11 protein-coding genes and 1 pseudogene are annotated in these 13,198 nt (G+C 65.7%); 7 read left to right on the top strand and 5 right to left on the bottom strand.

Features of this window, described 5'->3' with window-relative positions; translation table 11 throughout:
- Positions 1-202: 202 nt before the first annotated feature.
- Positions 203-1,447: an NADP-dependent isocitrate dehydrogenase gene (gene icd, locus ACE3N6_RS14290; RefSeq protein WP_374246447.1), complete on the bottom strand. Its 1,245-nt coding sequence runs from the start codon at positions 1,445-1,447 to the stop codon at positions 203-205.
- 358 nt (positions 1,448-1,805) lie between these two features.
- Between icd and aceK the strand changes: the two genes are divergently transcribed.
- Positions 1,806-3,575, top strand: coding sequence for a bifunctional isocitrate dehydrogenase kinase/phosphatase (gene aceK / locus ACE3N6_RS14285; protein ID WP_374246446.1), 1,770 nt, complete (start codon positions 1,806-1,808; stop codon positions 3,573-3,575).
- Between the two features lie 159 nt (positions 3,576-3,734).
- Positions 3,735-6,362, top strand: a pseudogene (locus ACE3N6_RS14280) (3-hydroxybutyrate oligomer hydrolase family protein).
- A 70-nt stretch (positions 6,363-6,432) separates the two neighbouring features.
- Here ACE3N6_RS14280 and ACE3N6_RS14275 read toward each other — a convergent pair.
- Genes ACE3N6_RS14275 through coaBC form a run of 3 tightly spaced genes read right to left on the bottom strand, consistent with a single transcriptional unit; the run spans position 6,433 to position 8,522 of the window.
- Complete coding sequence (locus ACE3N6_RS14275; RefSeq protein ID WP_374246445.1) at positions 6,433-6,861, bottom strand: NUDIX domain-containing protein; 429 nt, start codon at positions 6,859-6,861, stop codon at positions 6,433-6,435.
- Positions 6,861-7,310, bottom strand: coding sequence for a dUTP diphosphatase (gene dut, locus ACE3N6_RS14270; RefSeq protein ID WP_374246444.1), 450 nt, complete (start codon positions 7,308-7,310; stop codon positions 6,861-6,863). The genes ACE3N6_RS14275 and dut overlap by 1 nt, the downstream gene beginning before the upstream one ends.
- A 21-nt stretch (positions 7,311-7,331) precedes the next feature.
- Positions 7,332-8,522 carry a bifunctional phosphopantothenoylcysteine decarboxylase/phosphopantothenate--cysteine ligase CoaBC gene (coaBC, locus tag ACE3N6_RS14265; RefSeq protein WP_374246443.1) on the bottom strand — a complete coding sequence of 397 codons (1,191 nt, stop codon included), beginning with the start codon at positions 8,520-8,522 and terminating at the stop codon, positions 7,332-7,334.
- A 47-nt stretch (positions 8,523-8,569) separates the two neighbouring features.
- Here coaBC and radC point away from each other — a divergent pair, with 47 nt between their 5' ends.
- The 3 genes from radC to rpmG all read left to right on the top strand — a co-directional run bounded on the left by radC (position 8,570) and on the right by rpmG (position 9,795).
- Positions 8,570-9,247 (top strand): DNA repair protein RadC, encoded by a 678-nt coding sequence (gene radC / locus ACE3N6_RS14260; protein ID WP_374246442.1) that lies wholly within the window; start codon positions 8,570-8,572, stop codon positions 9,245-9,247.
- A 115-nt stretch (positions 9,248-9,362) separates the two neighbouring features.
- Entirely contained in the window at positions 9,363-9,599 is a 237-nt protein-coding gene (rpmB, locus tag ACE3N6_RS14255) for a 50S ribosomal protein L28 (RefSeq protein WP_153161167.1), read from the top strand.
- A 28-nt stretch (positions 9,600-9,627) separates the two neighbouring features.
- Positions 9,628-9,795: a 50S ribosomal protein L33 gene (gene rpmG, locus ACE3N6_RS14250; protein WP_153161166.1), complete on the top strand. Its 168-nt coding sequence runs from the start codon at positions 9,628-9,630 to the stop codon at positions 9,793-9,795.
- Positions 9,796-9,987: 192 nt separating this feature from the next.
- Here the strand turns inward: rpmG and ACE3N6_RS14245 are convergent, their stop codons facing one another.
- A complete protein-coding gene (locus ACE3N6_RS14245) occupies positions 9,988-10,191 on the bottom strand; it encodes a cold-shock protein (protein ID WP_298603546.1) in 204 nt (67 codons plus the stop codon).
- 399 nt (positions 10,192-10,590) lie between these two features.
- On the opposite strand from ACE3N6_RS14245, the gene clpS reads away from it, so the two are divergent.
- Together clpS and clpA are read left to right on the top strand one after the other, a co-directional pair.
- Positions 10,591-10,899, top strand: a complete 309-nt coding sequence (gene clpS, locus ACE3N6_RS14240; RefSeq protein WP_153161164.1) for an ATP-dependent Clp protease adapter ClpS — start codon at positions 10,591-10,593, stop codon at positions 10,897-10,899.
- 1 nt (position 10,900) lies between these two features.
- Entirely contained in the window at positions 10,901-13,177 is a 2,277-nt protein-coding gene (clpA, locus tag ACE3N6_RS14235) for an ATP-dependent Clp protease ATP-binding subunit ClpA (RefSeq protein WP_374246441.1), read from the top strand.
- The last annotated feature ends 21 nt before the right edge of the window (positions 13,178-13,198 follow it).

Below are 13,198 nucleotides of genomic sequence, written 5' to 3'. Positions count from 1 at the left end.
TTCAACCTGCTCGACAACCGAGAGCTTAAAAGCCAGGCTGTAATCCCGCTGGGTCCGCTTGTGCTTTGATTCCATTGACGCTTCCTTGCTACGGCAAAAAAGTGTCAAGCTATTTCAGGACGGGTCAATGGGCAAAAAAAAGCCCCGTCGTTGCCGACGGGGCTTTTTTGCTCGACTCAGGCAGCGGGCGCTGCCAGCAGGCTTACATGCGTTCGATCATCGCATCGCCGAACTCCGAGCACGACACTTCGGTCGCACCTTCCATCAGGCGGGCGAAGTCGTAGGTGACGATCTTGTCGCCGATGGCGGCCTCCATCGACTTGATGACCAGATCGGCGGCCTCCGTCCAGCCCAGGTGGCGCAGCATCATCTCGGCGGAGAGGATGATCGAACCCGGATTCACCTTGTCGAGGCCGGCGTACTTGGGCGCGGTGCCGTGGGTGGCCTCGAAGCAGGCGTACTGGTCGGAGATGTTGGCCCCCGGCGCGATGCCGATGCCGCCCACCTGCGCTGCCAGCGCGTCGGAGATGTAATCGCCGTTGAGGTTGCAGGTGGCGATCACGTCGTATTCGGCCGGGCGCAGCAGGATCTGCTGCAGGAAGGCGTCGGCGATGGCGTCCTTGACGACGATCTCGCGGCCGGTCTTGGGGTTCTTGAACTTGCACCACGGGCCGCCGTCGATGGGCTCGGCGCCGAACTCCTGCTGCGCCACCTTGTAGCCGGTGTCGCGGAACAGACCTTCGGTGAACTTCATGATGTTGCCCTTGTGCACGATGGTCACCGACTTGCGGTCGTTATCAATCGCGTACTTGATGGCCGCCCGCACCAGCCGGGTGGTGCCCTCGATGGACACCGGCTTGATGCCGATGCCTGAGGTCTCCGGGAAGCGGATCTTCTTGACGCCCATCTCCTCGGTGAGGAACTTGATGACCTTCTTCGCGCCATCCGACTGGGCCGCCCACTCGACGCCGGCGTAGATGTCCTCGGTGTTCTCGCGGAAGATCACCATGTTCACCAGGTCTGGCCGCTTGAGGGGCGAGGGCACGCCCTTGAAATACTGCACCGGGCGCACGCACTGGTACAGATCCAGCTCCTGCCGCAAGGCCACGTTGAGGGAGCGGATGCCGCCGCCCACCGGGGTCGTCATCGGGCCCTTGATGGACACCGAGAACTCTTTGAGCGCGTCGAAGGTTTCCTTCGGGAACCACTCGTCCGGGCCATACAGCTGGGTGGATTTCTCGCCGGCGTAGACCTCCATCCAGTAGATCTTCTTCTTGCCGCCGTAGGCCTTGTTAACGGCGGCGTCGATGACCTTGATCATCACCGGGGTGATGTCCACGCCGATGCCGTCGCCTTCGATGTACGGAATGATGGGATTGTCCGGGATAGCCTGGCCGGAAACGATTTTTTGACCGCCTGCCGGCACCTTGATCAGAGAAGAACTCATTCCAACTCCCTCGCAATGTTTCGGATGTGTGGGCAAACCGGCCGGCCTGGAGCGCCGCCCCGGCACCACGACCGTTCCGGGAGGGAGAGGTCGTCGCCGGGCCGCGCCTGCGACCGCCGATTCACTATCTGCCGCCGACCGGACGCCCCTCTCAGCGGGGGCCGGAAGGAAACAAACCGAGCCGATTATGGCCGAAATGTTTGACCGCTAAAAGCACCCAGAATTCCCCGGAAAGCCTTGTGCAGTGCGGCATTCGCCGGACCGCCGGGTCGAAATCGGCGGTGCTAGACTTGCAGGCTGAATGCCGCGGCTCAACGCCGCTTCACCGCGCTCCGCGCACCGCCCGAGGGGAGGGAAGATGGACAGCAGCAGCACCGAAAACCCGGTCGCCCAGGCCATTGCCCAGGCGATGGTCGAAGGCTTCAACCGCCACTACCGGATCTTCCGCGAGACGTCCCGCCGCGCCAAGGAGAGCTACGAGGCGGCCGACTGGCAGGGGCAGCTGTCGGCGGTGCGCGACCGGGTGCAGTTCTACGACGACCGGGTGAATGAAACCGTGCAGCGCCTGCACGAGGAGTTCAACGCCGAATCCATCGACGACGCAACCTGGCAGGCGGTGAAGCTGCAGTTCATCGGCCTGCTCATCAACCACAAGCAGCCGGAGCTGGCCGAGACCTTCTTCAACTCGGTGACCACCAAAATCCTGCACCGGGATTACTTCAACAACGCCTACATCTTCACCCGCCCGGCGATCTCCACCGACTACATCGAATCCTTCCCGCCCACCTATTCGAGCTACTACCCCCAGGGGCCGGGCCTGCGCGCCACCATCCGGCGGATCGTCGAGGATTTCGACTGGCAGCGCTCCTTCGAGAACCTCGACCGGGACGTGGACTACGTGATGCGCACCGTCGAGCGCCACCTGGGCGAGTGGCCCAAGATGGAGGTGAACTGCCAGATCCAGGTGCTGTACTCGGCCTTCTACCGCAACAAGACGGCCTACATCATCGGCAAGGCGATCAACGGCTACCAGGAATACCCCTTCGCCATCGCGGTGCGCCACGGGGCGTCGGGCATGCTCTACCTGGACACCGTCCTCCTCGACACCTGGCGGATCTCGCTGCTGTTCTCGCTCTCCCGCGCGTACTTCCTCGTCGACATGGAGGTGCCCTCGGGCTACGTGCAGTTCCTGCGCAGCATCATGCCCGCCAAGCCGCGCTCCGAGCTGTACACCATGCTGGGCCTGGGCAAGCAGGGCAAGACGATCTTCTTCCGGGATCTCATCGCCCACCTGCGCCACTCCAACGACCAGTTCATCGAAGCGCCGGGCATCCGCGGGCTGGTGATGCTGGTGTTCACCCTGCCGTCCTACCCCTACGTCTTCAAGATCATCAAGGACACCTTCGGCAGCTCGAAGAACATGGACCGCGCCACCGTGAAACGCAAATACCTGCTGGTGCGTCAGGTGGACCGGGTCGGGCGGATGGCCGACACCCTGGAGTTCTCCAACGTGGCGCTGCCCCGCAGCCGCTTCCACCCCGATCTGATCGCCCAGCTGCGCGAGCTGGCGCCGTCGGTGATCGAGGAGAGCGGCGATACCCTGGTGGTCAAGCACCTCTACATCGAGCGGCGCATGACGCCCCTCAACATCTACCTCGACAAGGCCAGCGAGGAGCAGGTGGAGGAAGCCGTCAAGGAATACGGCCAGGCCATCGGCGAGCTGGCCATCGCCAACATCTTCCCGGGCGACATGCTGTGGAAGAACTTCGGCGTCACCCGCTACGGCCGCGTCGTGTTCTACGACTACGACGAGATCGAGTACATGACCGACTGCAACTTCCGCAAGATCCCGCCGGCGCCCAACGAGGAGATGGAGATGTCCGGCGAGCCCTGGTATTCGGCCGGGCCGATGGACATTTTCCCGGAAGAGTTCGCCACCTTCCTGCTCGGCCAGGCGCGCATCCGCAAGGCCTTCCTCAAGCACCACCGCAAGCTGCTCGACCCGCGCTTCTGGCAGGACGCCCAGCAGAAGATCCGCAATGGCTACGTGGAAGACTTCTACCCCTACCCCCAGGAGCTACGCTTCTCCCACCTCTACGCCGACGACCCCGCCGCCCCCGGCCGCTGAGGCCGCCCGCCCGCAACGCCCCACCGCCGCCGGCATGACCGGCGGTTTCTCCGCGCGATTCAGGTAAACCCCAGTGTCATCCGCTGGCCGACTGTCCCAACATGAAGGGAGGACGTCGCCCGAGCGACGCCGCACCGAAACCCTGATCGGAGGAGACCCATGGAACACCGGATTCGCACGCGGGCCATCGCCCTGGCCGTCAGCACCCTGATCCTGTCCGCCTGCGGCGGCGGGGGCAGCCACCCGCAGAGCGTCAGCGGCATCGCCGCCGAGGGGCTGGCCATCGCCAACGCGGCCGTCACCGTCAAGGACGCCGTTGGCAACACCCGCAGCGTCACCACCGACGCCCGCGGCAACTACACCATCGACACCGCGGGCCTCACCTTCCCGTTGATGCTCCAGGTCACCGGCAACAAGGGTGTCTGGCACGCCCTGGTCACCGAAGACGACCGGGGCAGGCAGGCCAACATCAACAACGCCACCAACAGCATCGCCCTGCTGGCGCTGGGCGCCGCCAGCGGCACCGAACTGCAGGCCGCCTTCGCCGCGGGCAGCTTCAGGAGCGTCAGCGCGGCGACCGTCGCCAATGCGGATTCCCGGCTCCTCGACGCCCTCGAAGCCGAACTCGGCAAGCGTCCCGCCAGCCTGCGCAGCGCCCGCTTCACCCCGGGCACCGCCGACGCCGAAGGCGACGAGACCGACCGCCTGCTCACCCTGGTCGACGCCCGCCCCAGCGGCGGCGGTTTCGGCACCTACAACGCGATGCCCGAGCACGTCTGGGCCGACACCTACACCACCCGGACCTACGACGGCGTCTCCGACGACCTGCTCACCGCCGGCTACGGCAAGAGCGGCCTCGCCGCCGCCACCACGCCCATCTACGGCAACGCCGCCGAGCTGCGCCGCTACGCCATCCACACCAACTACCGCGCGCTGGTGGATGCCAACAAGGCCGCCGGCGGCTTCGGCACCCTGTACGGCCCCAACATCGACGTGAATGGCAACAACACCCTGGGCGAAGGCAAGATCCCCGGGCTCGAGGCCATCGCCTACTCGGGCGACGCCAGCGGCAAGCGCAAGGTCACGCTGATGGTCCAGGTGCCCGACAGCTTCGACAAGACCAAACCCTGCATCGTCACCGCCACCTCGTCGGGCTCCCGCGGCATCTACGGCGCCATCGGCACCTCGGGCGAGTGGGGCCTCAAGCACGGCTGCGCGGTGGCCTACACCGACAAGGGCAGCGGCAACGGCATGCACGACCTGGCCCGCGACACGGTGAACATGATCGACGGCACCGTCTCCACCGCGTCGGCCGCCGGCAAGTAGGCCCACTTCGCCGCCGACATCACCAAGAGCCAGCTCGACGCCTTCAACGTCGCCACCCCCAACCGCATCGCCTACAAGCATGCCCATTCCGGGCAGAACCCCGAGAAGGACTGGGGCCGCAACACCCTGGACGCGGTCGCCTTCGCCTTCTACGTGCTCAACGAGAAATACTCCACCGCCGACGGCACCGGCAAGAAGCCGCGCATCATCCGCCCGGCCAACACCGTGGTGATCGCCTCCTCCGTCTCCAACGGCGCCGGCGCCGCGCTGATGGCCGCCGAGCAGGACAGCCTGGGCCTGATCGACGGCGTGGCGGTGAGCGAGCCGCAGATCCAGCCGAAGGACGTCGCCGGCATCGCCATCAAGCAGGGCAACGCCAGCGTGCCCACCGTCGGCAAGCCGCTCCTCGACTACTTCACCTACGCCAACCTCTACCAGCCCTGCGCCGCCCTGTCGACGGCCGCCGCCGGCGGGCCGCCCGCCGCCGCCCTCGCCCTCTACGCCGCCGACCGCTGCGCCTCGCTGAAGGAAAAGGGCCTGCTCACCGCCGCCACCCTCGCCGGCCAGGCCGACGAGGCGCTGCAGAAGCTCCACGCCTACGGCTGGTCCGCCGAGCACGACGCCCTCCACGCCACCCACCACGCCTTCGCCACCCCCTCCATCGTCGTCACCTACCTCAACACCCTCGGGCGCTTCAGCGTGCTGGACAACGTCTGCGGCTTCAGCTTCGCCACCACCGCCGGCACCGGCGCGGTCACCGCCACCGCGGCCCTGGTCCAGTCGATGATCTTCTCGGTCGGCAACGGCGTGCCCCCCACCAGCGGCATCAACCTCGTCTACAACGACGCGGTGGGCGGCCCGACCCGCGACATCAACGCCAGATCGCCCTCCACCAACCGGGCCGACGGCGCGCTGGACGGCGCCCTGTGCGCCCGCGCGCTGGTCACCGGCATCGACCCGGTGACCGGCGCCAGGCTCACCGGCACCCGGCTCGCCCAATCCGAGAAGGTGCAGAAAGGCATCCGCGAAGTGCAGGTGGAGGGCAGGCTGGGCGCCAAGCCGACCATCATCGTGGCCGGCCGCGCCGACACGCTGATCCCGGTCAACCACGCCGCCCGGGCCTACTTCGGCGCCAGCCGCAAGGCCGGCAGCAGCGCGCTGCGCTACTACGAGGTGACCAACGCCCAGCACTTCGACAGCTTCATCGACCTGCTGCCCGGCTACGACACCCGCCTCGTGCCCCTGCACGTGTATTTCAACCAGGCCCTCGACCTGATGTACGCCCACCTCAAGACCGGCGCCGCCCTGCCCGCCTCCCAGGTGGTGCGCACCGTGCCGCGGGGTGGCACGGCGGGCAGCGCACCGGCGATCGGCGCCGGCAACGTGCCGCCCATCTCGGGCAACCCGGCCACGGCGGATCTCATCGGCTACGCCGACGGCACCGTGAGCGTGCCGGACTAAGCGGGCCCAGCTGCAAAAACGCCCGGGTGTCTGCCGAACCCGGGCGTTTTTGCAGCACCTGACCGGCCGCTCAATCCCAGCCCGACTCCTGCAGCCACGGCCCCTCGCCGGCCGCCAGCGCGTCCCGGATGTACGGCACCGTCGCCTCCGGCAACGCATCGCGGGCGCACCAGCGCAGGTCGTCGCAGCGATGCGGTTCGGCAATCGTCGGCTCGCCCTGCCAGCTCGAAGCCCGCAGGAAGAAGTCGATCCGGTTGGTGTCGGAGCGTCGATGAACCACGCCCACCGGCCTCAGCGCCGACTCGGCCACCCCAATCCCCAACTCCTCGCGCATCTCCCGCACCGCGGTGCGGCGCAGGGATTCGCCCTCCTCCACGTGCCCGCCGGGCAGGCTGTAGAGGCCATCGAAGAAGCCCGTGCCGGCGCGACGCATCAGCAGCACCCGCCCATCCCGCTCCAGCAGGACATGCACGCCGGTAGGAATGCCGGGGTGACGCATCAGTGCTTGCCCGTGCTGCCGAAGCCGCCTTCGCCGCGCTCGCTCTCGTCGAAGGCCTCGACCACGTTGAACCCCACCTGCAGCACCGGCACCACCACCAGCTGGGCCACCCGCTCCATCGGCTGGATGGTGAAGTGGTCGTGCCCCCGGTTCCACACCGACACGAAGATCTGCCCCTGGTAATCGGAATCGATCAGCCCCACCAGATTGCCCAGCACGATGCCGTGCTTGTGCCCCAGGCCCGAGCGCGGCAGGATCATCGCCGCCAGGCCCGGGTCGGCCAGGTGGATCGCGATGCCGGTGGGCACCAGCGTGGTGTGGCCCGGCGCCAGGTTGATCGGCGCCTCCAGGCAGGCGCGCAGGTCGAGCCCGGCAGCGCCGGTGGTGGCGTAGGCCGGCGGCTGCTGGCGAAGGCGGTCGTCGAGGATGCGGATGTCGATGCGGTGCATGGTCGTCTCGTTGGGTTGGGTTCAGGGCTTGGGCAGCAGGCCCGCCAGATGGGCCACGATGGCGCGGGCCACCTCCGGCTTGGGCGCCTTGGGCAGCGGATGGCGCCCGGCGTCGTCGAACAGCACCACCTGGTTGTCGTCGCCGCCCAGCCCATCCTGCACCAGGTTGCCCACCACCAGCGGCAGCTGCTTGGCCTTGCGCTTGCCCTCGGCGTACTGGTCGAGGTTCTGGCTCTCGGCGGCAAAGCCCACACAGAAGGGCGGGCTCGGCAGCCCGGCCACCTCGGCCAGGATGTCGGGGTTGGGCGTGAGGGTGATCGCCAGCTCGGCGCCGGATTTCTTGATCTTGTGCGCGGCCGACGTAGCCGGACGATAGTCCGCCACCGCCGCCACGCCGATGAACACGTCGGCGCCGGGCAGCGCCGCGAACACCGCCTCGCGCATCTCCAGCGCGCTCCTCACGCTCACCCGCGCGCAGCCCGCCGGCACCGGCAGCGCCACCGGGCCGCTCACGATCGTCACCTCGGCACCCGCCTGGGCACAGGCCCGGGCAAGGCCGTAGGCCATCTTGCCGGAGCTGGAATTGGTGATGCCGCGCACCGGATCGATGGGCTCGAAGGTCGGTCCGGCGGTCATCACGATGCGCCGCCCCGCCAGCAGCTTGGGCTGGAAGAAGCCGATCACCGCCTCGCACAGCGCCTCCGGCTCCAGCATCCGCCCCAGGCCCACTTCGCCGCAGGCCTGCTCGCCGGCCGCGGGGCCGAAGAGGCTTACGCCGTCGTCGGCCAGCTGGCGCGCGTTGCGCTGGGTGGCCGGGCGCTCCCACATCTGGCGGTTCATCGCCGGCGCCACCAGCAGCGGGCAATCGCGGGCAAGGCACAGAGTGGTGAGGAGGTCGTCGGCCAGACCATGCACCAGCTTCGCCATCACGTCGGCGGTAGCCGGCGCGATGAGGATCGCGTCGGCGTCGCGGGTGAGGTCGATGTGGGCCATGTTGTTACCCATCCGCGGGTCCCACAGATCCGTCCAGACCGGATTGCCCGACAGCGCCTGGAAGGTGACCGCCGTGACGAAGCGCGCGCCGCCTTCGGTAAGCACCACATGCACATCCGCGCCGGCCTTGCCCAGCAGCCGCACCAGCTCGGCCGCCTTGTAGGCCGCCACCCCGCCGGTCACCCCCAGCACCAGTTTCCTGCCCGTCAGCTCACTCATGCCAATGTTATTATCCGGATCTTTCAGAAGCTGGAATTGTACACGCCATGGCAATCACCGACTGGCCCGCCGACGAACGCCCGCGGGAACGCCTGCTCGCCCGGGGCGCCGCCGCGCTCTCCGACGCCGAACTCCTGGCGCTGTTCCTGCGCGTCGGCATCAAGGGCAAGAGCGCCGTGGATCTCGCCCGCGACCTGCTCCAGCGCTTCGGCAGCCTGTCGGCCCTGTGCACCGCCTCGGCCAGCGCCTTCTCGGCGATCCCCGGAATGGGGCTCGCCAAATATGCCCAGCTGCAGGCCGTGCTCGAACTCGCCCGCCGCGCCCTGGGCGAAGAAATGGCCCGGCGCGACATCTTCGATTCCCCCGCGGCCGTGCGCGACTGGCTGCGCCTCAAGCTCGGCGCCCTCCCCCGCGAGGTCTTCCTGGTGATCCTCCTCGACAGCCAGAACCGGGTGATCGGCAGCGAGGAACTCTTCCAGGGCACCCTCGCCCAGACGTCGGTCCATCCCCGCGAAGTGGTCAAGCTGGTGCTGGCCCACAACGCCGCCGCGGTCATCCTCGCCCACAACCACCCCTCGGGCGTCGGCGAGCCCAGCCAGGCCGACCGCCTCCTCACCGACACCCTCAAACAGGCCCTCGCGCTTGTAGACGTGCGGGTTCTGGACCACTTCATCGTCGCCGGCAACGCCAGCCCGGTCTCGTTTGCAGAGCGGGGATTGCTCTAGCCACAAGCGGGCGAACCGGCTTTCCACACGGAAAACGCAGCAAGCTCTTGATTCGAGCCAACTTCATCCTATATACTCGACGGTCTTACCGAATCAAACCAGTTTGGAGCAACAAATGGCTCGCGTTTGCCAAGTGACCGGAAAAGCACCGATGGTGGGTAACAACGTTTCCCACGCGAACAACAAGACCAAGCGCCGCTTCCTGCCGAACCTGCAAAACCGCAAGTTCTGGAGCGAAGCCGAGAACCGCTGGGTGCGCCTGCGCGTATCCAACGCTGCCCTGCGCACCATTGACAAAAAAGGCATCGACGAAGTCGTCGCCGAGCTCCGTGCTCGCGGCGAGAAGGTCTGATCCTTTTAACACCTGGAGATAGATCGAAATGGCAAAAGGCGGCCGCGAAAAGATCAAGCTCGAGTCCACCGCTGGGACCGGGCATTTCTACACCACGTCCAAGAACAAGCGCACCACCCCCAACAAGCTGGAATTCAGCAAGTACGATCCCGTCGCTCGCAAGCACGTGCCGTACAAGGAAGTGAAACTCAAGTAATTGCTTCCGGCACGCGATTACCGCTTGTTGCACCGCAAAAGCAGCAAAAGCAAATAACCCGCCTCGAGCGGGTTTTTTGTTGCCCACGCAAATCCCACGATCCGGCAGCACAAAACAAAACCGCCGGCACACCTGAGCGTGCCGGCGGTCGTGGATCACGACTCCAGGGCGAGGCCCCGAAAGTCGCGAAGATCAAGCGCGCTGAATGTTCGACGCCTGCTTGCCCTTCGGACCTTGAGTGACCTCAAACTGAACCTTCTCCCCCTCCTTGAGCGACTTGAACCCAGCCATGTTGATGGCGGAGAAGTGCGCAAACAGGTCTTCGCTACCGTCGTCCGGCGTGATGAAGCCGAAGCCCTTGGCGTCGTTGAACCACTTAACAGTACCAGTTGCCATATTGCAAGTTCCTTCTTGATTTCAGTAACACACGATCCGGACTTCCGGTTTGCGATCGGTCAGGACGGGAGGGCTTCTGCGGCATGCACTCAGGGCAGCGCCTTGAACGCACGACGCACGAACGCCGCCTCAACCTTGGCGCGAACACACCTCAGCTTTTACGTGACTTGATTCACGTCGTCAACGCATTTGTCGGGCATTAAATTTGCTGCAGCACAACAAAAATAGCGACTACTTTTGCCGTTTTTTCTGCCGAAAACATCAAAAGTCTTGTTTTTTCGTCACTTACTTTTTTCGTGCGGCGCACCAAAAACGAGCCTGCGCACCACCGGGAAGCGGACAAAAAAACTGTGCCAATTCTCTCTTGCACAATCATCGAGGTTGTTTAGAATGATCCGCATGGTCATCAAAAAGCAGGAAGAATCGGTACTTGAGTCAGAGGTCACGCGGGTCAAGCCGCCGCCCCTCTATAAGGTCATGCTCCTCAACGACGATTTCACCCCGATGGATTTCGTGGTGACCGTGATCCAGAAATTCTTTGCCATGGACCGCGAACAAGCGACGCGGGTCATGCTCAAAGTCCACAGAGAGGGCGTTGGGGTATGCGGTGTGTTCCCACGGGACATCGCAGCCACCAAGGTCGAGCAGGTCATCGCGTACGCCCGCCGGCATCAGCATCCGCTGGCATGCGTCATGGAGGAAAGCTGAAATGATCGCGCAAGAGCTGGAAGTCAGTCTGCACATGGCCTTTGTCGAAGCACGGCAGAAGCGCCATGAGTTCATCACCGTCGAGCATCTCCTGCTCGCGCTCCTCGACAACCCCTCCGCTGCCGAAGTGCTACGCGCCTGCGCGGCCAAGACCGACGAGTTGCGCAAGGAACTGACCAACTTCGTCAACGAGAACACCCCCAAGGTCGAGGGCAGCGAGGACATCGACACCCAGCCCACACTCGGCTTCCAGCGCGTGATCCAGCGGGCGATCCTTCACGTCCAGTCCTCCGGCAAGAAAGAGGTCACCGGCGCCAACGTGCTGGTGGCCATCTTCGGCGAGAAGGATTCCCACGCGGTCTACTTCCTGCAGCGCCAGAACATCTCCCGGCTCGACGTGGTGAACTTCATTTCCCACGGCATCACCAAGAGCCCGCAGCCGGGCGCCGGCCCGCAGCGCCCGGCTGGCGACGCCGAACAGGGCGAGCAGGAACAGGAAGCCGCCTCCCCCGGCGGCGCCCTCGACAACTACACCCAGAACCTCAACCAGCAGGCCCTGCTGGGCAAGATCGACCCGCTCATCGGCCGTGACAAGGAAGTCGAGCGCGTCATCCAGACCCTCTGCCGGCGGCGCAAGAACAACCCGCTGCTGGTCGGCGAGGCCGGCGTCGGCAAGACCGCCATTGCCGAAGGCCTGGCCCGCCGTATCGTCGAAGGCCGCGTGCCCGACATCCTGACCGATGCCCAGGTCTACGCCCTCGACATGGGCGCCCTGCTGGCCGGCACCAAATATCGCGGCGACTTCGAGCAGCGGCTGAAGGCCGTGCTCAAGCAGCTGGTGGAACACAACAACGCCATCCTGTTCATCGACGAGATCCACACCCTGATCGGCGCCGGCGCGGCGTCGGGCGGCACGCTCGATGCTTCCAATCTGCTCAAACCGGCTTTGTCGTCGGGGCAGTTGAAGTGCATCGGCGCCACCACCTACACCGAGTTCCGCCAGATCTTCGAGAAGGATCACGCCTTGTCACGGCGCTTCCAGAAGGTGGATGTAGTCGAGCCGTCGGTGGATGAAACCGTCGAGATCCTCAAAGGCCTCAAGTCGCGCTTCGAGCAGCACCACGGCATCAAGTACTCCTCCTCCGCCCTGTCGAGCGCGGCCGAGCTGTCGGCCCGTTACATCAATGATCGCCACCTGCCCGACAAGGCCATCGACGTGATCGACGAGGCTGGCGCCGCCCAGCGCATCCTGCCCAAGTCGCGCCAGAAGAAGCTCATCGGCAAGGCCGAGATCGAGGAGATCGTCGCCAAGATCGCCCGCATCCCGCCGCGCAACGTCTCCAACGACGACCGCGCCGCCCTCAAGACCCTCGACCGCGATCTGAAGAACGTGGTCTTCGGCCAGGACGCGGCCATCGACGCGCTGGCCAAGGCCATCAAGATGTCCCGCTCCGGCCTCGGCAACCCGCAGAAGCCCATCGGCGCCTTCCTGTTCAGCGGCCCCACCGGCGTCGGCAAGACCGAAGTCGCCCGCCAGCTCGCCTACACCCTGGGCATCGAGCTGGTGCGTTTCGACATGTCCGAATACATGGAGCGCCACGCGGTGTCACGCCTGATCGGTGCGCCGCCGGGCTACGTCGGCTTCGACCAGGGCGGCCTGCTCACCGAGCAGATCACCAAGAAGCCCCACTGCGTGCTGCTCCTCGACGAGATCGAGAAGGCCCACCCCGACATCTACAACATCCTGCTGCAGGTGATGGACCACGGCACCCTGACCGACAACAACGGGCGCCAGGCCGACTTCCGCAACACCATCCTCATCATGACCACCAACGCCGGGGCCGAGACCATGCAAAAGTCGGTGATCGGCTTCTCCGCCAAGCGCGAGATGGGCGATGAGATGGCGGAGATCAAGCGGATGTTCTCGCCCGAGTTCCGCAACCGTCTCGACGGCACGATCTCGTTCAAGTCCCTCGACGCCGAGATCATCGTCCGGGTGGTGGACAAGTTCCTGATGCAGCTCGAAGCCCAGCTCCACGAGAAGAAGGTCGAAGCCCACTTCACCGAAAAGCTCAAGACCTGGCTCGGCCAGAAGGGTTTCGATCCGCTGATGGGCGCCCGTCCGATGGCGCGGCTCATCCAGGACACGATCCGCGCGGCGCTGGCCGACGAACTCCTGTTCGGCCGGCTCGCCAACGGCGGCAGCGTCACCATCGACATCGACGACAACGGCAAGGCACTCCTGCTGTTCGAGGAAATGGCCGAAGCTGCGGTATAGTCTCGCCGCGCGCGTCGCACA

It is taken from the genome of Zoogloea sp. (assembly GCF_041904905.1).
In the GTDB taxonomy this organism is placed as follows: Bacteria; Pseudomonadota; Gammaproteobacteria; order Burkholderiales; family Rhodocyclaceae; genus Zoogloea.
Note: the sequence above shows the minus strand (reverse complement) of the source record. Positions and strands in the feature narration are given on the sequence as shown.

Bases quoted from the DNA above. Each gene is read 5' to 3' on its own strand.
- ACE3N6_RS14245 (WP_298603546.1), bottom strand. From the start codon at position 10,191: ATGGCAACTGGTACTGTTAAGTGGTTCAACGACGCCAAGGGCTTCGGC.
- rpmB (WP_153161167.1), top strand. From the start codon at position 9,363: ATGGCTCGCGTTTGCCAAGTGACCGGAAAAGCACCGATGGTGGGTAAC.
- rpmG (WP_153161166.1), top strand. From the start codon at position 9,628: ATGGCAAAAGGCGGCCGCGAAAAGATCAAGCTCGAGTCCACCGCTGGG.
- dut (WP_374246444.1), bottom strand. From the start codon at position 7,310: ATGCACCGCATCGACATCCGCATCCTCGACGACCGCCTTCGCCAGCAG.
- coaBC (WP_374246443.1), bottom strand. From the start codon at position 8,522: ATGAGTGAGCTGACGGGCAGGAAACTGGTGCTGGGGGTGACCGGCGGG.
- aceK (WP_374246446.1), top strand. From the start codon at position 1,806: ATGGACAGCAGCAGCACCGAAAACCCGGTCGCCCAGGCCATTGCCCAG.
- ACE3N6_RS14275 (WP_374246445.1), bottom strand. From the start codon at position 6,861: ATGCGTCACCCCGGCATTCCTACCGGCGTGCATGTCCTGCTGGAGCGG.
- radC (WP_374246442.1), top strand. From the start codon at position 8,570: ATGGCAATCACCGACTGGCCCGCCGACGAACGCCCGCGGGAACGCCTG.
- icd (WP_374246447.1), bottom strand. From the start codon at position 1,447: ATGAGTTCTTCTCTGATCAAGGTGCCGGCAGGCGGTCAAAAAATCGTT.
- clpA (WP_374246441.1), top strand. From the start codon at position 10,901: ATGATCGCGCAAGAGCTGGAAGTCAGTCTGCACATGGCCTTTGTCGAA.
- clpS (WP_153161164.1), top strand. From the start codon at position 10,591: ATGGTCATCAAAAAGCAGGAAGAATCGGTACTTGAGTCAGAGGTCACG.